Raw genomic sequence first — 17,542 nt, 5'->3', positions numbered from 1 at the left:
CTGCCGGTCAGGCCCCTACGGAAGCGCCAGCATCCGCTCCAGCGCCAGCTTGGCGAACGCCTCGGTCTCCTTGTCGACCTCGATGCGGTTGACGAGGGTGCCCTCGGCGAGGGACTCCAGGGTCCACACGAGGTGGGGGAGGTCGATGCGGTTCATGGTGGAGCAGAAGCAGACCGTGCGGTCCAGGAAGACGATCTCCTTGCCCTCCGGCGCGAAACGGTTCGCCAGCCGCCGGACGAGGTTCAGCTCGGTGCCTATGGCCCACTTGGAACCGGCCGGCGCGGCCTCCAGCGCCTTGATGATGTACTCGGTCGACCCGACGTAGTCCGCCGCCGCCACGACCTCGTGCTTGCACTCGGGGTGGACCAGCACGTTGACGCCCGGGATCCGCTCCCGTACGTCGTTCACGGACTGCAGGCTGAAGCGGCCGTGCACCGAGCAGTGCCCCCGCCACAGGATCATCTTCGCGGCCCGCAGCTGCTCGACGGTCAGGCCGCCGTTCGGCTTGTGCGGGTTGTAGAGGACGCAGTCGTCGAGCGACATGCCCATGTCCCGCACGGCGGTGTTGCGGCCCAGGTGCTGGTCCGGCAGGAACAGGACCTTCTCACCCTGCTCGAAGGCCCAGTCCAGGGCCCGCTTCGCGTTCGACGAGGTGCAGATCGTGCCGCCGTGCTTGCCGGTGAAGGCCTTGATGTCGGCGGAGGAGTTCATGTACGACACGGGCACGACCTGCTCGGCCACACCCGCCTCGGTCAGCACGTCCCAGCACTCGGCGACCTGCTCGGCGGTGGCCATGTCGGCCATGGAGCACCCGGCGGCCAGGTCCGGCAGGACGACCTTCTGGTCGTCGCCGGTGAGGATGTCCGCCGACTCGGCCATGAAGTGCACACCACAGAACACGATGTACTCGGCCTCGGGCCGGGCCGCCGCGTCCCGCGCGAGCTTGAAGGAGTCGCCGGTGACGTCCGCGAACTGGATGACCTCGTCGCGCTGGTAGTGGTGGCCCAGCACGAAGACCTTGTTCCCGAGCTTCTCCTTGGCCGCGCGGGCGCGCTCCACCAGGTCGGGGTCGGACGGGGAGGGGAGGTCGCCCGGGCACTCGACACCCCGCTCGCTCCGCGGGTCGGCCTCGCGGCCGAGCAGCAGCAGGGCGAGGGGCGTCGGCTGTACGTCGAGCTCCTGGGTCTGGGCGGTGGTCACGGCACGCACCCTTTCTGTTCTGCGGCTCGCCGCCCCGGGGGAGGGTCGGCGGGACTTCCGGGCGATCCTTTTCGTCGATTTGACGCTATCTATCATAACCGCTTCACGTCAGTTTGACGATGCCCATAGCGTCCATGTGACATGAATCCCGGCGGCCCGCGTCGCGACGCCCCGGCCTGGCCCGGGTGCGTGGCGTTGTCCACAGCCCCCGGCGACCCCGTGCCCCTGTCCCGGGCCATGTGCGAGCATGAAGACAGAAGCGTGGCGAATCCGCGCGACCCGGAATGAATCCGGGGCTCCGGCGGTTGCACCCGTCGGCAAGCAGTCTCCGTACAACCCGGGAGAGATGTAGATGTCCGTATCGGACGAGACCGGCACCGTCACCGACGGCATCATCGTGACCGACGCCGCCGCGGCCAAGGTCAAGGCCCTGCTCGACCAGGAAGGCCGTGACGACCTGGCGCTGCGCGTCGCCGTTCAGCCCGGCGGCTGCTCCGGCCTGCGGTACCAGCTCTTCTTCGACGAGCGCTCGCTCGACGGTGACGTCGTCAAGGACTTCGACGGTGTGAAGGTCATCACCGACCGCATGAGCGCCCCGTACCTGGGCGGCGCCACCATCGACTTCGTCGACACCATCGAGAAGCAGGGCTTCACCATCGACAACCCGAACGCGACGGGCTCCTGCGCCTGCGGCGACTCCTTCAGCTAGGGTCCCCGCCCGCGCGCGGCAGCACCACGCGTACGGTGACGATCAGGTACGACGAAGGCGGCGTCCCCTGCGGGGGGCGCCGCCTTCGTGCGTCCGCGGCGGCTCTCTGACACCGTCCGGTCCGGGGGCCTACCGGGGGCCTACCGGGGGCCGAGCGGCCCGGCCTCCGGGATCTCCTCGCCGTCCGATCCGACCACCCGCCGGCCGTCGAGCGGCTCGTCCAGCCGTACCGTCCGCTCGATCGCCTTGGCGATCAGGATGCAGGCCCTGCCCTCCTGAGGGGTGTCGGTCACGGTGACCGTCACCTCGTCCGACTCCTCGCGCACCGAGGCCGAGTAGTCGCTGCACACCCCTCCCCAGAAGGTCACGGTCAGCTCGTCCCCGTCGTCGTTCAGCGTGTAGCCCTGGAGCCGCACATCGCGCGAGGACGGACCGGTGGACGGCGGGTCACCCGGCTTGCCGGGCTTCTCGGTCGGTTCCGAGCGCGGCTCGGGAGCGGCCAGGTACGCGGGGTCGACGGCCGGATGGGTCACCGTGTAGGTGTCCCCGGCCCCGGCCGGCCGTACCTCGAACAGCCAGGACGGCACCAGCGCCGGGCGCCCGTCCACCTGGTGCGAGGCGAGCCCGAACACCGCCTTCTCGACGGGGACCCTCTCCGGCTCGGGCGCCGTGGTCACCCGCTCGCACGGTGTCCCGCCCGGCGTGACCGTCCCGCCCCCGACGGCGGCCTCGCTCTCCCCCTCCAGCGGGACGGGGCCGGTGCAGCCGCCGATGCCGCCACGCTCGGTGCCGACGCCCTGCCCGGAATCGTTCAGCAGCTTCAGCGCCCGGTCCGCGTCCACGACGGGATACGTGTCGCCCTTCACCGGCGACTTCAGGTTGCCGCTGCCGCCGAGCACCTGACCGTCGGCGCCGATCCGGATGCCGGTCGCCCAGCCGTACGTGGGCAGCCCGCCCACCTCGGGGTCGGCGTTCACCACCCGTACGGCGCCCATGAGCTGGGTGGCGTCGAGCTTGGCGTCGTCCTGGCCGACGGCCTTGAGGACGGGCATCGCGGCCTTCCTGGCCACCGCCTCGCTCACCGGGTCGCCGGCCCCGGCCGATCCGTCGGACGCGCAGACGTCGGCCTTCCGGCAGTTGTCGGTGCCCGGCGTGTGACGGTCGAACGTCCATGCCCCCGGTGCCTGCCGGCTCACCCGCAGCACCGGCTCCGAACCGTCCCCTGCCGTACCCACCCGCCAGGCCTCGCCCTCGGCGGTGGGTCTGCCCTCGACCCCGAGCGCCTCCGCGAGCCGCGCGACCTCCGCGGCCGTCACCGCGCCCTTCAGCGCGTACACCGCAGCCGAGCCGGGGCCCTCGGGCAGCTCGGCGCCCGCGCGATAGGTCACCCCGGCGGGGTTCGGTTCACCGGGCGCGATGCCGTTCGAACCGCCGCCGGTGTCGGTGTATCCGTCGAGCGCGAGGGGCGGGGGAGTGCCGTCACCGCCCGGAGTGCCGGAGCCCTTGCCGTCGCCCCCGGGCCCGTCCGAGGCGCCGGTGGCGAGGAGCGCCCCACCACCGCCGACCAGCAGCACCGCGGCGGCCACGGACGCGACGACCACCCGGGAGCGCCGGCGGCCCGGCCGGCCGGCACCGCCGCCGGTGACGACCTCGGCGTCGTCACCGCCGTCACGGTCGTCCACGTCACCCGCCGGAGCCGCAGCGTCGGCCGACACCGGAGAGGCACCCGCACCCGCAGCCCCTGCCGCGGGCTCACCGGCCTGGTCGGCCTGGTCGGCCTGGTCGGCCTGGTCCGTCTGGTCGGTCCGGCCGGCCTCATCGGCCTCGTCCGTCCCGGTGACGTCATCCGTCCCGTCCGTCCCGGTGCCGTCATCCCCGGCAGCCCCGATCTCCTCGGCGGTGTCGGGCTCGGGGCCCTCGTCCGGGTTCTCGGGGTTGTCGGGTCGCTCGGAGTTCACCGCATCGCTCCTTCGGCAGGTCGTACACCGCATCCCCTCTTCGGGGGACAGCGATGGGACGCGGTGGAGGAGCGGTCGGTTCCCTCAGTAGCCGTACTCCGGCATCGCGTCCACCAGTCGCGCGGACGTCGCCGGCACCGTGACCCCGTGAATGAGCGAAGGGGGGACGGGAGCCGTAATGACCTTCGCGGGGGCCGCCCAGTGCGGAGCCATCCGGGCACAGTCGCCGCGCAGCGCCGCGAGGCTGCCGCCGTCCGGGTCGAACGGGACGGAGCCGTGGATCTTGGTGTTCGTCATACGGGCACCGTACGCACCGCGAACCCTGCGAAGAAAGACCTACTATCGGGTAGTTTTGCCTGCTTCAGAGCGGGTGACCGACCCGGTAGCGTGAACTGTCAATCCCCCTCTCCCTTCGCAGGAGTGTGTCCTCGCCGTGCGTATCGCAGTCTCCGGCTCCATCGCCACCGACCATCTGATGACCTTCCCGGGCCGCTTCGCCGACCAACTCGTCGCGGACCAGCTGCACACGGTCTCCCTCTCCTTCCTCGTCGACCAGCTCGACGTGCGCCGGGGCGGTGTCGGCGCGAACATCGCGTTCGGCATGGGACAGCTCGGCACGCGTCCGATCCTGGTCGGCGCCGCGGGCTCCGACTTCGACGAGTACCGCGCGTGGCTCGACCGGCACGGGGTGGACACCGCCTCCGTACGCATCTCCGAGACGCTGCACACGGCCCGCTTCGTGTGCACCACGGACGCCGACCACAACCAGATCGGCTCCTTCTACACCGGCGCGATGAGCGAGGCCCGCCTCATCGAGCTGAAGACCGTCGCCGACCGCGTGGGCGGCCTCGACCTCGTCCTCATCGGTGCGGACGACCCGGAGGCGATGCTCCGGCACACCGAGGAGTGCCGCTCCCGGAACATCCCGTTCGCCGCGGACTTCTCCCAGCAGATCGCCCGCATGGGCGGCGAAGAGATCCGGATACTGCTGGACGGCGCCACGTACCTCTTCTCCAACGAGTACGAGAAGGGCCTCATCGAGTCCAAGACCGGCTGGTCGGACGCGGAGATCCTCGCCAGGGTCGGCCACCGGGTGACCACCCTCGGCGCGCGGGGCGTCCGCATCGAGCGCGCCGGTCACGACCCGATCGAGGTCGGCTGCGCGGAGGAGGAGCGCAAGGCCGACCCCACGGGCGTCGGCGACGCGTTCCGCGCGGGTTTCCTCTCCGGCCTGGCCTGGGGGGTCTCGCTGGAGCGGGCGGCACAGGTCGGCTGCATGCTCGCCACCCTCGTGATCGAGACGGTGGGAACGCAGGAGTACGCGCTGCGCCGGGGCCACTTCATGGACCGGTTCGAGAAGGCGTACGGGGACGAGGCCGCGGCCGAGGTCAAGAAGCACCTGAACTAGATCGGCCCGGGCGGCCCGTGCCCCTGGCTTCCGAGGGGCACGGGCCGGCCGCTAGCTCACCCGGCGCACCACATACGCCGAACCCCGCTCCGTCGGCTCCTCTCCCACGTACTCCTGGCCCCGCATCTCGCACCACGCCGGGATGTCCAGCCGGGCCGCCTCGTCGTCGGAGAGGACACGGACGGTGCCGCCGACCGGGACGTCCCCGATCACCTTGGCCAGCTCGATGACGGGGATCGGGCACCGCTTGCCGAGGGCGTCCACCACCAGGACGTCCTCGTGCACCACGGTCGCGGGGGCCGGCGCCCCCAGCTTCTCCCGGACCGTCGCGACGGCCCCCGGCAGCACCGCCAGGAACCGCTCGACGTCCTCGGCCGCCGCCCCCGCCGGCAGTGACACCCGCACGTTCCCCTCGCTCAGCACCCCCATGGCCCGCAGCACATGGCTGGGTGTCAGCGTGCTGCTCGTGCAGGAGGACCCCGAGGAGACGGAGAAACCCTCTCGGTCCAGCTCGTGGAGCAGTGTCTCCCCGTCGACATAGAGACAGGAGAAGGTGACCACCCCGGGCAGTCGGCGCTCCGGGTCGCCCACCACCTCCACATCGGGCACCAGCGACGGCACCCGCGCCCTGATCCGCTCCGTCAACTCCCGCAGCCGTACCGCCTCCGCGTCCGCCTCAGCCCGGACGGCCCGCAGCGAGGCGGCGGCCGCCACGACCGCCGGGATGTTCTCGAAGCCGGGGGCCCGCCCCGACTCCCGCTCGTCGGCGGGCCCTTGCGCCGCGAACCGCACCCCTTTGCGGACCACGAGGAGGCCGACCCCGGACGGGCCGCCCCATTTGTGCGCACTGGCCGTCAGCGCCGACCAGTCGCCGTCCACCCGCCCCCACCCGAGCGACTGCGCCGCGTCCACCAGCAGCGGCACGCCCGCCGCCCGGCACACCGCCGCCACCTCGGCCACCGGCTGCTCGGTCCCCACCTCGTGGTTGGCCGACTGCAGACACGCCAGCGCCGTGTCGGGGCGCAGGGCCTCGGCGTAGGAGGCGACGGCGACCGAACCCGTGCGGGCCACCGCCACCCGGGTGACCGTTCCGCCGTCTGCCTCGTGCGCCTGGGCCGCGTGCAGCACCGAAGAGTGTTCGACGGACGACACGATCAGGTGGCGCCCCACCCGCCGCCGCCCGGCCAGCACCCCGGTGATCCCCGTGTGCACCGCCCGGGTCCCCGACGAGGTGAAGACCAGCTCGTCGGGGCGGCACCCCACGGCCTCGGCGGCGGCCTCCCGGGCGGCGTCGAGCAACAGCCGGGCCCGCCGCCCCTCCCGGTACAGCCGCGCCGGATCGGCCCACCCCTCGTCCAGCGAAGCCACCAGCGCCTGCCGGGCGACGGGATGAAGGGGAGCGGAGGAAGCAGAGTCGAAGTAGCCCACGGCCCCACGCTATAAGCAGGGCAGCGGACAACGCCCCGCAAGGGCGCGGGGAACTGCGCGAACGACCACAACGCACCCGCACCCGCCAAATCACCCGAACTACCGAGCTATGAGGCGCACCTGCCCGGCCCGACTAAGCGCTACAAGTGACCCCCGGCGAGTTGGCACCCCCTCCCCGCGCAGCCCCAAAACGCGTCCAGTAGGGTTTGGTCCGCATAAACATCCAAACCCCTGCCCGTCGCAGGGCGGCGACCGACCAGCGAGAAGGCCGCAGCCACACCGCGCGGGCGAGACTCTCGGGAAGGCGCTACGTGAGTCCCAACGGCTCCGACCGCTCGCCGCGGCGCCCGATGCGGCGGAAGCTGCTGCAGGCAATGACCGCAGGCCTGGTCCTTGCGACCGCCACCGGTTGCACATGGGAGGACTTCCCCCGCCTGGGTATGCCCACCCCGACCACGGAAGAGGCTCCGCGGATCCTCTCCCTGTGGCAGGGGTCGTGGGCGGCCGCGCTCGCCACGGGCGTGCTGGTGTGGGGCCTGATCCTGTGGAGTGCTTTCTTCCACCGGCGCAGCCGCACCAAGGTCGAAGTTCCCCCACAGACCCGGTACAACATGCCCATCGAGGCGCTGTACACGGTCGTTCCGCTGATCATCGTCTCGGTGCTGTTCTACTTCACCGCCCGTGACGAGTCGAAGCTGCTCGACATGTCCAAGAAGCCCGACCTCACGGTCAACGTGGTGGGCTTCCAGTGGAGCTGGTGCTTCAACTACATCGAGAACGTCGACGGCTCCACCGGCGACGCGGCCACCGACAAGAACCTGGCCGCGATCCCGAACCGGTACAAGGAGGACTTCCCGGCGAACGCCGGCGGCGTCTACACCTGCGGCACTCCCGGCGACAAGAACCCGCAGACCGGCAACCCGGGCCCGACCCTGTGGCTCCCGGAGGGCAAGACGGTCCGCTTCGTCCTGACCTCGCGTGACGTCATCCACTCCTTCTGGGTGGTGCCGTTCCTCATGAAGCAGGACGTGATCCCGGGCCACACCAACGCCTTCCAGGTGACCCCCAACCAGGAGGGCACCTTCCTGGGCAAGTGCGCCGAACTCTGCGGCGTGGACCACTCGCGGATGCTCTTCAACGTGAAGGTCGTCTCCCAGGAGCGCTACGAGGAACACCTCAAGTCGCTCGTGGAGAAGGGGCAGACCGGTTACGTCCCGGCCGGCATCGAGCAGACGAAGCACGAGAAGAACCGGGAGACGAACGTACTGTGAGCATCCTCAACGAACCTCAGGGTGCCGAGACAGCGGGTTCCCACTACGAGGACGAGCTGCCGGTGCGCCGCCAGCGGCGCGGCGAGGTCATCGTCAAGTGGCTGACGACCACCGACCACAAGACGATCGGCACGCTGTACCTGGTCACGTCGTTCGCGTTCTTCTGCATCGGCGGCGTCATGGCGCTCTTCATGCGCGCCGAGCTCGCCCGCCCGGGCACGCAGATCATGTCGAACGAGCAGTTCAACCAGGCGTTCACGATGCACGGCACGATCATGCTGCTGATGTTCGCGACGCCGCTGTTCGCCGGGTTCGCCAACTGGATCATGCCGCTGCAGATCGGCGCGCCCGACGTGGCGTTCCCGCGGCTGAACATGTTCGCGTACTGGCTGTACCTCTTCGGCTCGCTCATCGCGGTCGGTGGCTTCCTCACCCCGCAGGGCGCGGCCGACTTCGGCTGGTTCGCCTACAGCCCCCTGTCGGACGCGGTCCGCAGCCCGGGTATCGGCGCCGACATGTGGATCATGGGTCTGGCCTTCTCCGGCTTCGGCACGATTCTCGGTTCGGTCAACTTCATCACCACGATCATCTGCATGCGCGCGCCCGGCATGACCATGTTCCGCATGCCGATCTTCGTGTGGAACGTGCTGCTGACCGGTGTCCTGGTCCTGCTCGCCTTCCCGGTCCTCGCGGCCGCGCTGTTCGCCCTGGAGGCGGACCGCAAGTTCGGCGCGCAGGTCTTCGACGCGGCCAACGGCGGCGCCCTGCTGTGGCAGCACCTCTTCTGGTTCTTCGGCCATCCAGAGGTGTACATCATCGCCCTGCCGTTCTTCGGCATCATCTCCGAGGTCATCCCGGTCTTCTCCCGTAAGCCGATGTTCGGCTACATGGGCCTGATCGGGGCGACCATCGCGATCGCCGGCCTCTCCGTCACGGTGTGGGCGCACCACATGTACGTCACCGGTGGCGTACTCCTGCCGTTCTTCTCCTTCATGACGTTCCTCATCGCCGTCCCCACAGGCGTGAAGTTCTTCAACTGGATCGGAACGATGTGGAAGGGTTCGTTGTCCTTCGAGACACCGATGCTCTGGGCCACCGGCTTCCTGATCACCTTCACCTTCGGTGGTCTGACCGGTGTCATCCTGGCCTCGCCGCCGATGGACTTCCACGTCTCGGACTCGTACTTCGTGGTGGCGCACTTCCACTACGTGGTGTTCGGCACGGTCGTCTTCGCGATGTTCTCCGGCTTCCACTTCTGGTGGCCGAAGATGACGGGCAAGATGCTCGACGAGCGCCTGGGCAAGATCACCTTCTGGACGCTGTTCATCGGCTTCCACGGCACGTTCCTCGTCCAGCACTGGCTGGGCGCGGAGGGCATGCCGCGTCGTTACGCGGACTACCTCGCGGCCGACGGGTTCACCGCGCTGAACACGATCTCCACGATCGCCTCGTTCGTCCTCGGTCTGTCGATCCTGCCGTTCCTCTACAACGTGTGGAAGACGGCCAAGTACGGCAAGAAGATCGAGGTCGACGACCCGTGGGGTTACGGCCGTTCGCTGGAGTGGGCGACCTCCTGCCCGCCGCCCCGGCACAACTTCCTCACCCTGCCGCGGATCCGCAGTGAATCCCCGGCGTTCGACCTGCACCACCCGGAGATCGCCGCGCTCGAACAGCTCGCGCACGGCGGCCCGGCGGCAGGCGAGCTCGCTGCCAGCGGCAAGGAGGCCGGCAAGTGAAGGTCCAAGGCAAGATGTTCATCTGGCTGAGCGTCTTCGTCCTCGCCATGGCGATCGTCTATGGCGTGTGGTCGAAGGAGCCGGCCGGAACCACGGCGCTGTTCCTGGCCTTCGGCCTGTGCATCATGGTCGGCTACTACCTGGCCTTCACGGCCCGGCGGGTCGACGTGGGCGCGCAGGACGACAAGGAGGCCGACGTCGCGGACGACGCCGGTGAGATCGGGTTCTTCAGCCCGCACAGCTGGCAGCCCCTCGCCCTCGGCATCGGTGGCGCGCTCGCCTTCATGGGCGTCGTCTTCGGCTGGTGGCTGCTGTACTTCTCCACGCCGATCATCCTGATCGGTCTCTGGGGCTGGGTCTTCGAGTACTACCGCGGCGAGAACCAGAACCAGTGACACCGCGCCCGTAACACGCGCAGAGCGGACGGAAGCCCGGACACTCCGACAGGAGGTCCGGGCTTCCCCCTTTTGCCACGCCGTACGTAGCTCGGTCGGGTCACCCGGCGCGCCACGCTTGACGGGCGTTCCTACGGTGAACTCATGAGCACATCACCCCGTAACCGCACGGTCGCCGGCTGCACCCTGTTGGTGGTCTCCCTGGGAGCGGGCGTCACCGCCTGCGGTTCCGGTGGCCACCCGCTCTCGGGCACGCCCTACGACGCGGCCGACCAGGTCTCCTTCAACACCCCGACCGGCCAGGGCGAGAAGGCCGACCCCGACAGGCCGCTGGAGATATCCGCGCAGGACGGTGGCCGCATCACCGACGTCACCGCCGTGGACGCCGCAGGACGCTATGTGGCGGGCGAACTCTCCGACGACGGAGGCCGCTGGCACTCCACCTCACCGCTCGCCGCCAACGCCCGCTACACGGTCCGGGTGAGCACCGAGGACGAGGACGGCGCCCCCGGCCGCGAGACCGTCGCCTTCGCCACCGGCCGCCCCCTGACCAAGAAGCGCCTGAACGTCACCTTCGGGCCCGAGGAGGGCCGGTACGGCGTGGGCCAGCCCGTCACCGCCGAACTGAGCCGGCCGGTGAAGGACAGGGCCGCCAGGGCCGTCGTCGAACGCGCCCTGAAGGTGGACTCCACCCCCGCGGCGGAAGGCGCCTGGCACTGGGTGGACGACAAGAAGCTCCACTTCCGCCCCAAGGAGTACTGGCCCGCCGAGGCCACCATCCGGGTGCACAGCAACCTGGAGGGCCTCAAGATCGGCGACCGGCTCTGGGGCGGGAAGGCCGACCCCATCGAGCTGACCACCGGCGCCAAGATAGTCGCCGTCACGGACGCCGCCTCGCACCAGATGACCGTCTACAAGAACGACGAGGTCATCAAGCAGATACCGGTCACCACCGGCATGCCCGGCTACGACACCCGCAACGGCGTCAAGGTCGTCCTGGCCAAGGAAGGTACCGTTCGCATGACCAGCGCCAGCATAGGTGCGTCGGACTTCTACGACCTGACCGTGCACCACTCCGTCAGGGTCACCAACAGCGGCGAGTACGTCCACGCCGCCCCCTGGTCGACCGGCTCCCAGGGGTACGCCAACGTCAGCCACGGCTGCACCGGCATGAGCATGGGCAACGCCCAGTGGTTCTACGACACCATCAACGAGGGCGACATCGTCGAGGTCGTCAACTCGGCCGGCGACAGCATGGCCCCCTTCGGCAACGGCTACGGCGACTGGAACCTCGACTGGAAGAACTGGCGCGAGGGCAGCGCCCTGGTCGGCGGCACCGAGGAGGTGCCCGCCCCCCAGGTGCAGGCCCGCCTGAGACCGGAGTCGGTGTAGCGGCGGGCCCGGTCCCCGTAGCCGGTCAGGCGCTCAGTGCCCGCTTCCCGCGGAGCAGCGACGCCAGCGCCGACGCGAACTCCACCGGCTCCACCGGCAGCGTCACCGCCGCGTCCGCCCTGCTCCACGTCGCCAGCCACGCGTCCTGCGGCCGTCCGATCAGCACCAGCGAGGGCGGGCACTCGAAGATCTCGTCCTTGATCTGCCGACACACGCCCATGCCTCCCATGGGCACGGCCTCGCCGTCCAGGACGCAGACGTCGATCCCGCCCCTGTCCAGCTCCTTGATCACGGCGGCGGGTGTCGCGCACTCGACGAACTCCACGGCCGGCACGTCCGGGGCGGGGCGGCGACCGGTCGCGAGCCGCACCTGCTCCCGGGTGTTGGAGTCGTCGCTGTAGACCAGCACCGTGGCGGTCGGCTGCATTGTTCCTCCGTGACGTCAGCGTCTTTAAGGACAGGCCCGATGCGCGGATGCTACTCCCTCGAACACCACGTCAGCACCGGTACGGAAGGGAGCAACACTCCGAACGGCACCCCCCGGGGTGAGGGCGGGATAAGCGACCGACATAATGTCGGTCGTGGCGACAGCAACGACAGTAGAAACCGGGCACGCGCACCCGTCGGTCAACCGGCCGAACCTCACCAGCGTCGGAACCATCATCTGGTTGAGTTCCGAGTTGATGTTCTTCGCGGCCCTCTTCGCGATGTACTTCACCCTGCGATCGGTGACCGGTCCGGAGTTCTGGCACGAGAAGGCCAGCACCCTGAACTTCCCGTTCTCGGCGACCAACACCACGATCCTGGTGCTCTCCTCCCTCACCTGCCAGCTCGGTGTGTTCGCCGCCGAGCGCGGGGACGTGAAGAAGCTCCGGATGTGGTTCATCGTCACGTTCGTGATGGGTGCGATCTTCATCGGCGGTCAGGTGTTCGAGTACACCGAGCTGGTCAAGCACGAGGGCCTGTCGCTCTCGTCCGACCCGTACGGCTCGGTGTTCTACCTGACCACCGGCTTCCACGGCCTGCACGTGACGGGCGGTCTCATCGCCTTCCTGCTGGTCCTCGGACGCACCTACGCGGCGAAGAGGTTCACCCACGAGCAGGCGACCGCGGCCATCGTCGTGTCCTACTACTGGCACTTCGTCGATGTCGTCTGGATCGGCCTGTTCGCCACGATCTACATGATCAAGTAGACCGGGCGGCCGGGCCGGGCGGACCGTACGCCTGCCTCGAACCGAGAACGACCCTTCCAGAAGCACCGACGCAGAAGATCCTGACACCGGGGTAATCCGTGAAAAAGCTCTCCGCACGACGACGCCATCCGCTGGCGGCGGTCGTCGTCCTATTCATCGCGTTGGCGGCCTGCGCGGGGCTGTACACCGCCTTCGCCCCCGCGGACAAGGCGCAGGCCGATGAAACCGCCCAGACCCTCACCATCGAGGAGGGCAAGAAGCTCTACGCCGTAGGCTGCGCCAGCTGCCACGGCACCGGCGGTCAGGGCACCTCCGACGGTCCCTCCCTGGTGGGTGTGGGCGCGGCGGCCGTCGACTTCCAGGTCGGCACCGGCCGGATGCCGGCCCAGCAGCCGGGCGCGCAGGTCCCGAAGAAGCCGGTCGTCTACTCGCAGGCCGAGATCGACCAGCTCGCGGCGTACATCGCCTCGCTGGGCGCCGGTCCGGAGATCCCGACCGAGAACGAGTACGACCCCGAGGGCGCGGACATCGCCGAGGGTGGCGAGCTGTTCCGTACCAACTGTGCTCAGTGCCACAACTTCACCGGCAAGGGCGGTGCGCTGTCCGAGGGCAAGTACGCGCCGAGCCTTGAAGGTGTCTCCGACAAGCACATCTACGAGGCCATGCAGACCGGCCCGCAGAACATGCCGTCCTTCCCCGACAGCACGCTGACGGAGGAGAACAAGAAGGACATCATCGCGTACCTCGACGCGGTCAACAGCGACGAAACCGTGGAGCCCGGTGGCCTCAGCCTCGGCGGGCTCGGCCCGGTCAGCGAAGGCCTCTTCGGCTGGGTGTTCGGGCTCGGCGCGCTGATCGCCGTCGCCGTCTGGGTCGCCGCGCGGACCGCAAAGGCCAAGAAGTCATGAGTAGCCAAGAGATTCCAGAAGAGAACCTGCCCATCGAGCAGGACGCGCACGGCGCGGTGCAGGTCGCGGACGAGGAGAACCCCTTCGCGGACCCCGGCCTCCCGCCCCACGAGCACCGTGTCCAGGACATCGACGAGCGGGCCGCGAAGCGGTCCGAGCGCACGGTCGCCCTGCTGTTCACGGTGTCGATGCTGGCCACCGTCGCCTTCATCGCCTCGTACCTGGTGATCGACGTCGACAAGGCGATCTACGTCTGGCCGATCGGTCACATCAGTGCGCTGAACTTCGCGCTGGGTATGACGCTGGGCGTGTCGCTGTTCTGCATCGGCGCCGGCGCGGTCCACTGGGCCCGCACGCTGATGTCGGACGTGGAGGTCGCCGACGAGCGTCACCCGATCGAGGCCCCGCCCGAGGTCAAGGCCAAGGTCCTGGCCGACTTCAAGGCCGGTGCCGAGGAGTCGGTGATCGGCCGTCGCAAGCTGATCCGCACCACGATGTTCGGCGCACTGGCCCTGTTCCCGCTGTCCGGTGTCTTCCTGCTCGGCGACCTCGGTCCCGCGCCCGGCACCAAGCTGCGGCACACCACCTGGGCCAAGGGCAAGAAGCTCGTCAACATGAACACCATGGAGCCGCTGCGTCCCTCGGACGTCGCGGTCGGGTCGCTGACCTTCGCCATGCCGGACGGCCTGGACGAGCACGACCACGACTTCCAGAAGAACATCGCCAAGGACGCCCTGATGATCATCCGGATCCAGCCGGGTGACATCAAGGACAAGCGCGAGCTGGAGTGGTCGCACGAGGGCATCGTCGCGTACTCGAAGATCTGCACCCACGTCGGTTGCCCGATCTCCCTGTACGAGCAGCAGACGCACCACGCGCTCTGTCCCTGCCACCAGTCCACCTTCGACCTCGCCGACGGCGGCCGGGTCATCTTCGGCCCCGCGGGTCACGCCCTGCCGCAGCTGAGGATCACCGTCGGTGAAGACGGCTACCTCGAAGCGGTCAGCGACTTCGAAGAGCCCGTCGGTCCTTCCTTCTGGGAGCGCGGATGAGCACTACGACCACCACCGACGCGCGCGACAAGCGCGGGAAGGCACCGGCCGGCGAGCGCGTCGCCGACTGGGCCGACGGCCGGCTCGGGATCTACTCCCTGGCCAAGGCCAACATGCGCAAGATCTTCCCCGACCACTGGTCGTTCATGCTGGGCGAGATCTGCCTCTACAGCTTCATCATCATCATCCTCACGGGTGTGTACCTGACGCTGTTCTTCCACCCGTCGATGAACGAGGTGGAGTACCACGGCCCGTACGTCCCGCTGCAGGGTCAGCTGATGTCCGAGGCGTTCAACTCGACCATGCACATCTCCTTCGAGGTGCGCGGTGGTCTGCTGATCCGGCAGATCCACCACTGGGCGGCGCTGATCTTCCTCGCGGGCATGTTCGTGCACATGATGCGCGTGTTCTTCACGGGCGCGTTCCGCAAGCCGCGTGAGGTCAACTGGCTGTTCGGCTTCCTGCTGTTCGTCCTCGGCATGTTCACCGGCTTCACCGGTTACTCGCTCCCGGACGACCTGCTCTCCGGCACCGGTGTCCGCTTCATGGAGGGCGCGGTCCTGTCCGTGCCGATCGTCGGCACGTACCTGTCGTTCTTCCTCTTCGGCGGGGAGTTCCCGGGCGGCGACTTCGTGGCCCGCTTCTACTCGGTCCACATCCTGCTGCTGCCGGGCATCATGCTCGGCCTGCTGGTGGCGCACCTGATCCTGGTCTTCTACCACAAGCACACGCAGTTCGCGGGCCCCGGAAAGACGAACAACAACGTCGTCGGCATGCCGCTGCTGCCGGTCTACATGGCCAAGGCCGGGGGCTTCTTCTTCCTGGTCTTCGGTGTCATCGCGGTCATCTCGGCGATCGCCACGATCAACCCGATCTGGAGCATCGGTCCGTACCGTCCGGACCAGGTGTCCACCGGCGCCCAGCCCGACTGGTACATGGGCTTCTCCGAGGGCCTGATCCGGGTCATGCCGGGCTGGGAGATCAACTTCTGGGGTCACACGCTCGTCCTGGGCGTGTTCATCCCGCTGGTGATCTTCCCGCTGGTCCTGGTCGCGATCGCGGTCTACCCGTTCATCGAGTCCTGGGTCACCGGCGACAAGCGCGAGCACCACATCCTGGACCGCCCGCGCAACGCTCCGACCCGTACGGCCTTCGGCGTCGCGTGGATCACCTGGTACATGGTCCTGCTGATCGGTGGTGGAAACGACCTCTGGGCGACCCACTTCCACCTGTCGATCAACGCGATCACCTGGTTCGTGCGGATCGCGTTCTTCGTGGCCCCGGTCGTCGCGTTCATCATCACCAAGCGCATCTGCCTCGGCCTGCAGCGCCGGGACAAGGACAAGATCCTGCACGGTCGCGAGACCGGCATCATCAAGCGCCTGCCGCACGGTGAGTTCATCGAGGTCCACGAGCCGCTCAGCCAGGAGCAGCTGCACACGCTCACGGCGCACGAGCAGTACGCGCCGGCCGAGATCGGTGCCGCGGTCGACGAGAACGGTGTCGCCCGCAAGGTGTCGCGCCTGGAGAAGGTCCGCGTCAAGCTGAGCAAGGGCTACTACGGCGAGGACAACCAGATCGCCAAGCCCACCGTCGAGGAGTACAAGGAGATCACGAGCGGCCACGGCCACCACTGATCGTCCCGCTTCGCCACACCACGGTCGAAGGGCCCCCGTCCGATCTTCGGACGGGGGCCCTTCGCCGTGCCCGGGGCTGGATAGGGTGGGGTTCACCTTCTTCCACGTCTCGTCTACGACACCCAGGAGCGGCTATGAGCGCTGTGACCCCCGCTGGAGGCGACACCGCGGCGGGCCGTTCCTGGCCGGCGGTCCTGAACGCGCTGCTGTCCGGACACGACCAGGACGCCGGTGCCACCTTCTGGGCGATGGACCAGATCATGCGCGGTGAGGCGACGGACGCGCAGATCGCCGGGTTCGTGGTGGCGCTGCGGGCCAAGGGGGAGACCGTCGACGAGATCACCGGTCTCGTCGACGCGCTGTACGAGCACGCCAATCTGATCGAGGTGGCCGGGCGGACCGTCGACATCGTCGGTACGGGCGGGGACGGCGCCAAGACGGTCAACATCTCCACGATGTCCTCGATCGTCGTCGCCGGCACGGGCGCGAAGGTCGTCAAGCACGGCAACCGGGCCGCGTCCTCGGCGTCCGGGGCGTCCGACGTCCTGGAGAAGCTGGGCGTCAATCTGGAGCTGACGCCGAAGCGGGTGGCCGAGGTCGCCGAGGAGGCCGGGATCACCTTCTGCTTCGCGGTGAAGTTCCATCCCGCGCTGCGTCACGTGGCCGCCGCGCGCGGGCAGTTGGGCATCCGCACGGTCTTCAACGCGCTGGGGCCGCTGGCGAACCCGGCGAAGGTACGGGCCCAGGCGGTCGGGGTCGCCGACCCCCGGATGGCGCCCATCATGGCCGGTGTCTTCGCCGGACGCGGCAACTCCTCGCTGGTCTTCCGCGGCGATGACGGACTCGACGAGCTGACGACCACGGCGACCTCACGGGTGTGGGTCGTCCGGGACGGCAAGGTCACCGAGGAGTCGTTCGACCCGCGCGACGTCGGGCTGGAGCTGGTGCCGGTGGAGGCGCTGCGGGGGGCCGACGCCTCGTACAACGCGGATGTCGCGCGGCGGCTGCTGGGCGGGGAGACCGGGCCCGTGCGGGACGCGGTGCTGTTGAACTCGGCGGCCGCGCTGGTGGCGTTGGAGCCGACGTCGGCCTCGCTGGCGGAGCAGTTGCGGGGCGGGATGGCCAAGGCCGCGGAGTCGATCGACTCCGGTGCGGCGCGGGGAGTTCTCGAGCGGTGGGTCGCGGCCACGAACAGGTAGTCGGACGGGTGCGGGTGGGTGGGGGCTTCTCGCGCCGTTCCTGTCTCTTATAAAAA

16 protein-coding genes are annotated in these 17,542 nt (G+C 69.1%); 11 read left to right on the top strand and 5 right to left on the bottom strand.

The window, feature by feature from the left end; genetic code table 11:
- Positions 1-15: 15 nt before the first annotated feature.
- Positions 16-1,200 carry a quinolinate synthase NadA gene (gene nadA, locus ACFU5F_RS35130; protein ID WP_383896357.1) on the bottom strand — a complete coding sequence of 395 codons (1,185 nt, stop codon included), beginning with the start codon at positions 1,198-1,200 and terminating at the stop codon, positions 16-18.
- 352 nt (positions 1,201-1,552) lie between these two features.
- Between nadA and ACFU5F_RS35125 the strand changes: the two genes are divergently transcribed.
- Entirely contained in the window at positions 1,553-1,909 is a 357-nt protein-coding gene (locus ACFU5F_RS35125; RefSeq protein ID WP_005478347.1) for an iron-sulfur cluster assembly accessory protein, read from the top strand.
- A 140-nt stretch (positions 1,910-2,049) separates the two neighbouring features.
- Here ACFU5F_RS35125 and ACFU5F_RS35120 read toward each other — a convergent pair whose 3' ends face one another.
- Together ACFU5F_RS35120 and ACFU5F_RS35115 are read right to left on the bottom strand one after the other, a co-directional pair.
- On the bottom strand, positions 2,050-3,867 hold the full coding sequence (locus tag ACFU5F_RS35120) for a hypothetical protein (protein ID WP_383896353.1): 1,818 nt from the start codon (positions 3,865-3,867) through the stop codon (positions 2,050-2,052).
- Positions 3,868-3,951: 84 nt separating this feature from the next.
- Complete coding sequence (locus tag ACFU5F_RS35115) at positions 3,952-4,164, bottom strand: hypothetical protein (protein ID WP_383896351.1); 213 nt, start codon at positions 4,162-4,164, stop codon at positions 3,952-3,954.
- 136 nt (positions 4,165-4,300) lie between these two features.
- Between ACFU5F_RS35115 and ACFU5F_RS35110 the strand changes: the two genes are divergently transcribed.
- Entirely contained in the window at positions 4,301-5,275 is a 975-nt protein-coding gene (locus ACFU5F_RS35110) for a carbohydrate kinase family protein (protein WP_383896349.1), read from the top strand.
- 51 nt (positions 5,276-5,326) lie between these two features.
- Here ACFU5F_RS35110 and ACFU5F_RS35105 read toward each other — a convergent pair whose 3' ends face one another.
- On the bottom strand, positions 5,327-6,703 hold the full coding sequence (locus ACFU5F_RS35105; protein WP_383896346.1) for a cysteine desulfurase/sulfurtransferase TusA family protein: 1,377 nt from the start codon (positions 6,701-6,703) through the stop codon (positions 5,327-5,329).
- A gap of 311 nt (positions 6,704-7,014) precedes the next feature.
- On the opposite strand from ACFU5F_RS35105, the gene coxB reads away from it, so the two are divergent.
- The 4 genes from coxB (at position 7,015) to ACFU5F_RS35085 (ending at position 11,497) form a co-directional block, all read left to right on the top strand.
- Positions 7,015-7,974, top strand: a complete 960-nt coding sequence (coxB, locus tag ACFU5F_RS35100; RefSeq protein WP_383896343.1) for a cytochrome c oxidase subunit II — start codon at positions 7,015-7,017, stop codon at positions 7,972-7,974.
- Positions 7,971-9,710 (top strand): cytochrome c oxidase subunit I, encoded by a 1,740-nt coding sequence (ctaD, locus tag ACFU5F_RS35095; protein WP_383896340.1) that lies wholly within the window; start codon positions 7,971-7,973, stop codon positions 9,708-9,710. Before coxB ends, ctaD begins: the two co-directional genes overlap by 4 nt.
- The gene (locus ACFU5F_RS35090; protein WP_059080735.1) at positions 9,707-10,105 is read left to right on the top strand and encodes a cytochrome c oxidase subunit 4; all 399 of its coding nucleotides are present in this window, start codon (positions 9,707-9,709) and stop codon (positions 10,103-10,105) included. The genes ctaD and ACFU5F_RS35090 overlap by 4 nt, the downstream gene beginning before the upstream one ends.
- Positions 10,106-10,249: 144 nt before the next feature.
- On the top strand, positions 10,250-11,497 hold the full coding sequence (locus ACFU5F_RS35085; RefSeq protein ID WP_383896337.1) for an Ig-like domain-containing protein: 1,248 nt from the start codon (positions 10,250-10,252) through the stop codon (positions 11,495-11,497).
- 25 nt (positions 11,498-11,522) lie between these two features.
- Here the strand turns inward: ACFU5F_RS35085 and ACFU5F_RS35080 are convergent, their stop codons facing one another.
- Positions 11,523-11,924 carry a hypothetical protein gene (locus tag ACFU5F_RS35080; protein ID WP_383896334.1) on the bottom strand — a complete coding sequence of 134 codons (402 nt, stop codon included), beginning with the start codon at positions 11,922-11,924 and terminating at the stop codon, positions 11,523-11,525.
- Positions 11,925-12,069: 145 nt separating this feature from the next.
- Here ACFU5F_RS35080 and ACFU5F_RS35075 point away from each other — a divergent pair, with 145 nt between their 5' ends.
- From ACFU5F_RS35075 to trpD, 5 genes are all read left to right on the top strand, one after another.
- The gene (locus ACFU5F_RS35075) at positions 12,070-12,690 is read left to right on the top strand and encodes a heme-copper oxidase subunit III (protein WP_037727920.1); all 621 of its coding nucleotides are present in this window, start codon (positions 12,070-12,072) and stop codon (positions 12,688-12,690) included.
- A 98-nt stretch (positions 12,691-12,788) separates the two neighbouring features.
- Positions 12,789-13,598, top strand: coding sequence for a c-type cytochrome (locus tag ACFU5F_RS35070; RefSeq protein WP_383896330.1), 810 nt, complete (start codon positions 12,789-12,791; stop codon positions 13,596-13,598).
- Positions 13,595-14,650, top strand: a complete 1,056-nt coding sequence (locus ACFU5F_RS35065) for a Rieske 2Fe-2S domain-containing protein (protein ID WP_383896327.1) — start codon at positions 13,595-13,597, stop codon at positions 14,648-14,650. Before ACFU5F_RS35070 ends, ACFU5F_RS35065 begins: the two co-directional genes overlap by 4 nt.
- Positions 14,647-16,287 carry a cytochrome bc complex cytochrome b subunit gene (locus tag ACFU5F_RS35060; RefSeq protein WP_383896324.1) on the top strand — a complete coding sequence of 547 codons (1,641 nt, stop codon included), beginning with the start codon at positions 14,647-14,649 and terminating at the stop codon, positions 16,285-16,287. Before ACFU5F_RS35065 ends, ACFU5F_RS35060 begins: the two co-directional genes overlap by 4 nt.
- A 134-nt stretch (positions 16,288-16,421) precedes the next feature.
- On the top strand, positions 16,422-17,486 hold the full coding sequence (gene trpD / locus ACFU5F_RS35055) for an anthranilate phosphoribosyltransferase (protein WP_383896321.1): 1,065 nt from the start codon (positions 16,422-16,424) through the stop codon (positions 17,484-17,486).
- The last annotated feature ends 56 nt before the right edge of the window (positions 17,487-17,542 follow it).

This window comes from Streptomyces sp. NPDC057438, assembly GCF_042802995.1.
Classification (GTDB): domain Bacteria; phylum Actinomycetota; class Actinomycetes; order Streptomycetales; family Streptomycetaceae; genus Streptomyces.
Note: the sequence above shows the minus strand (reverse complement) of the source record. Positions and strands in the feature narration are given on the sequence as shown.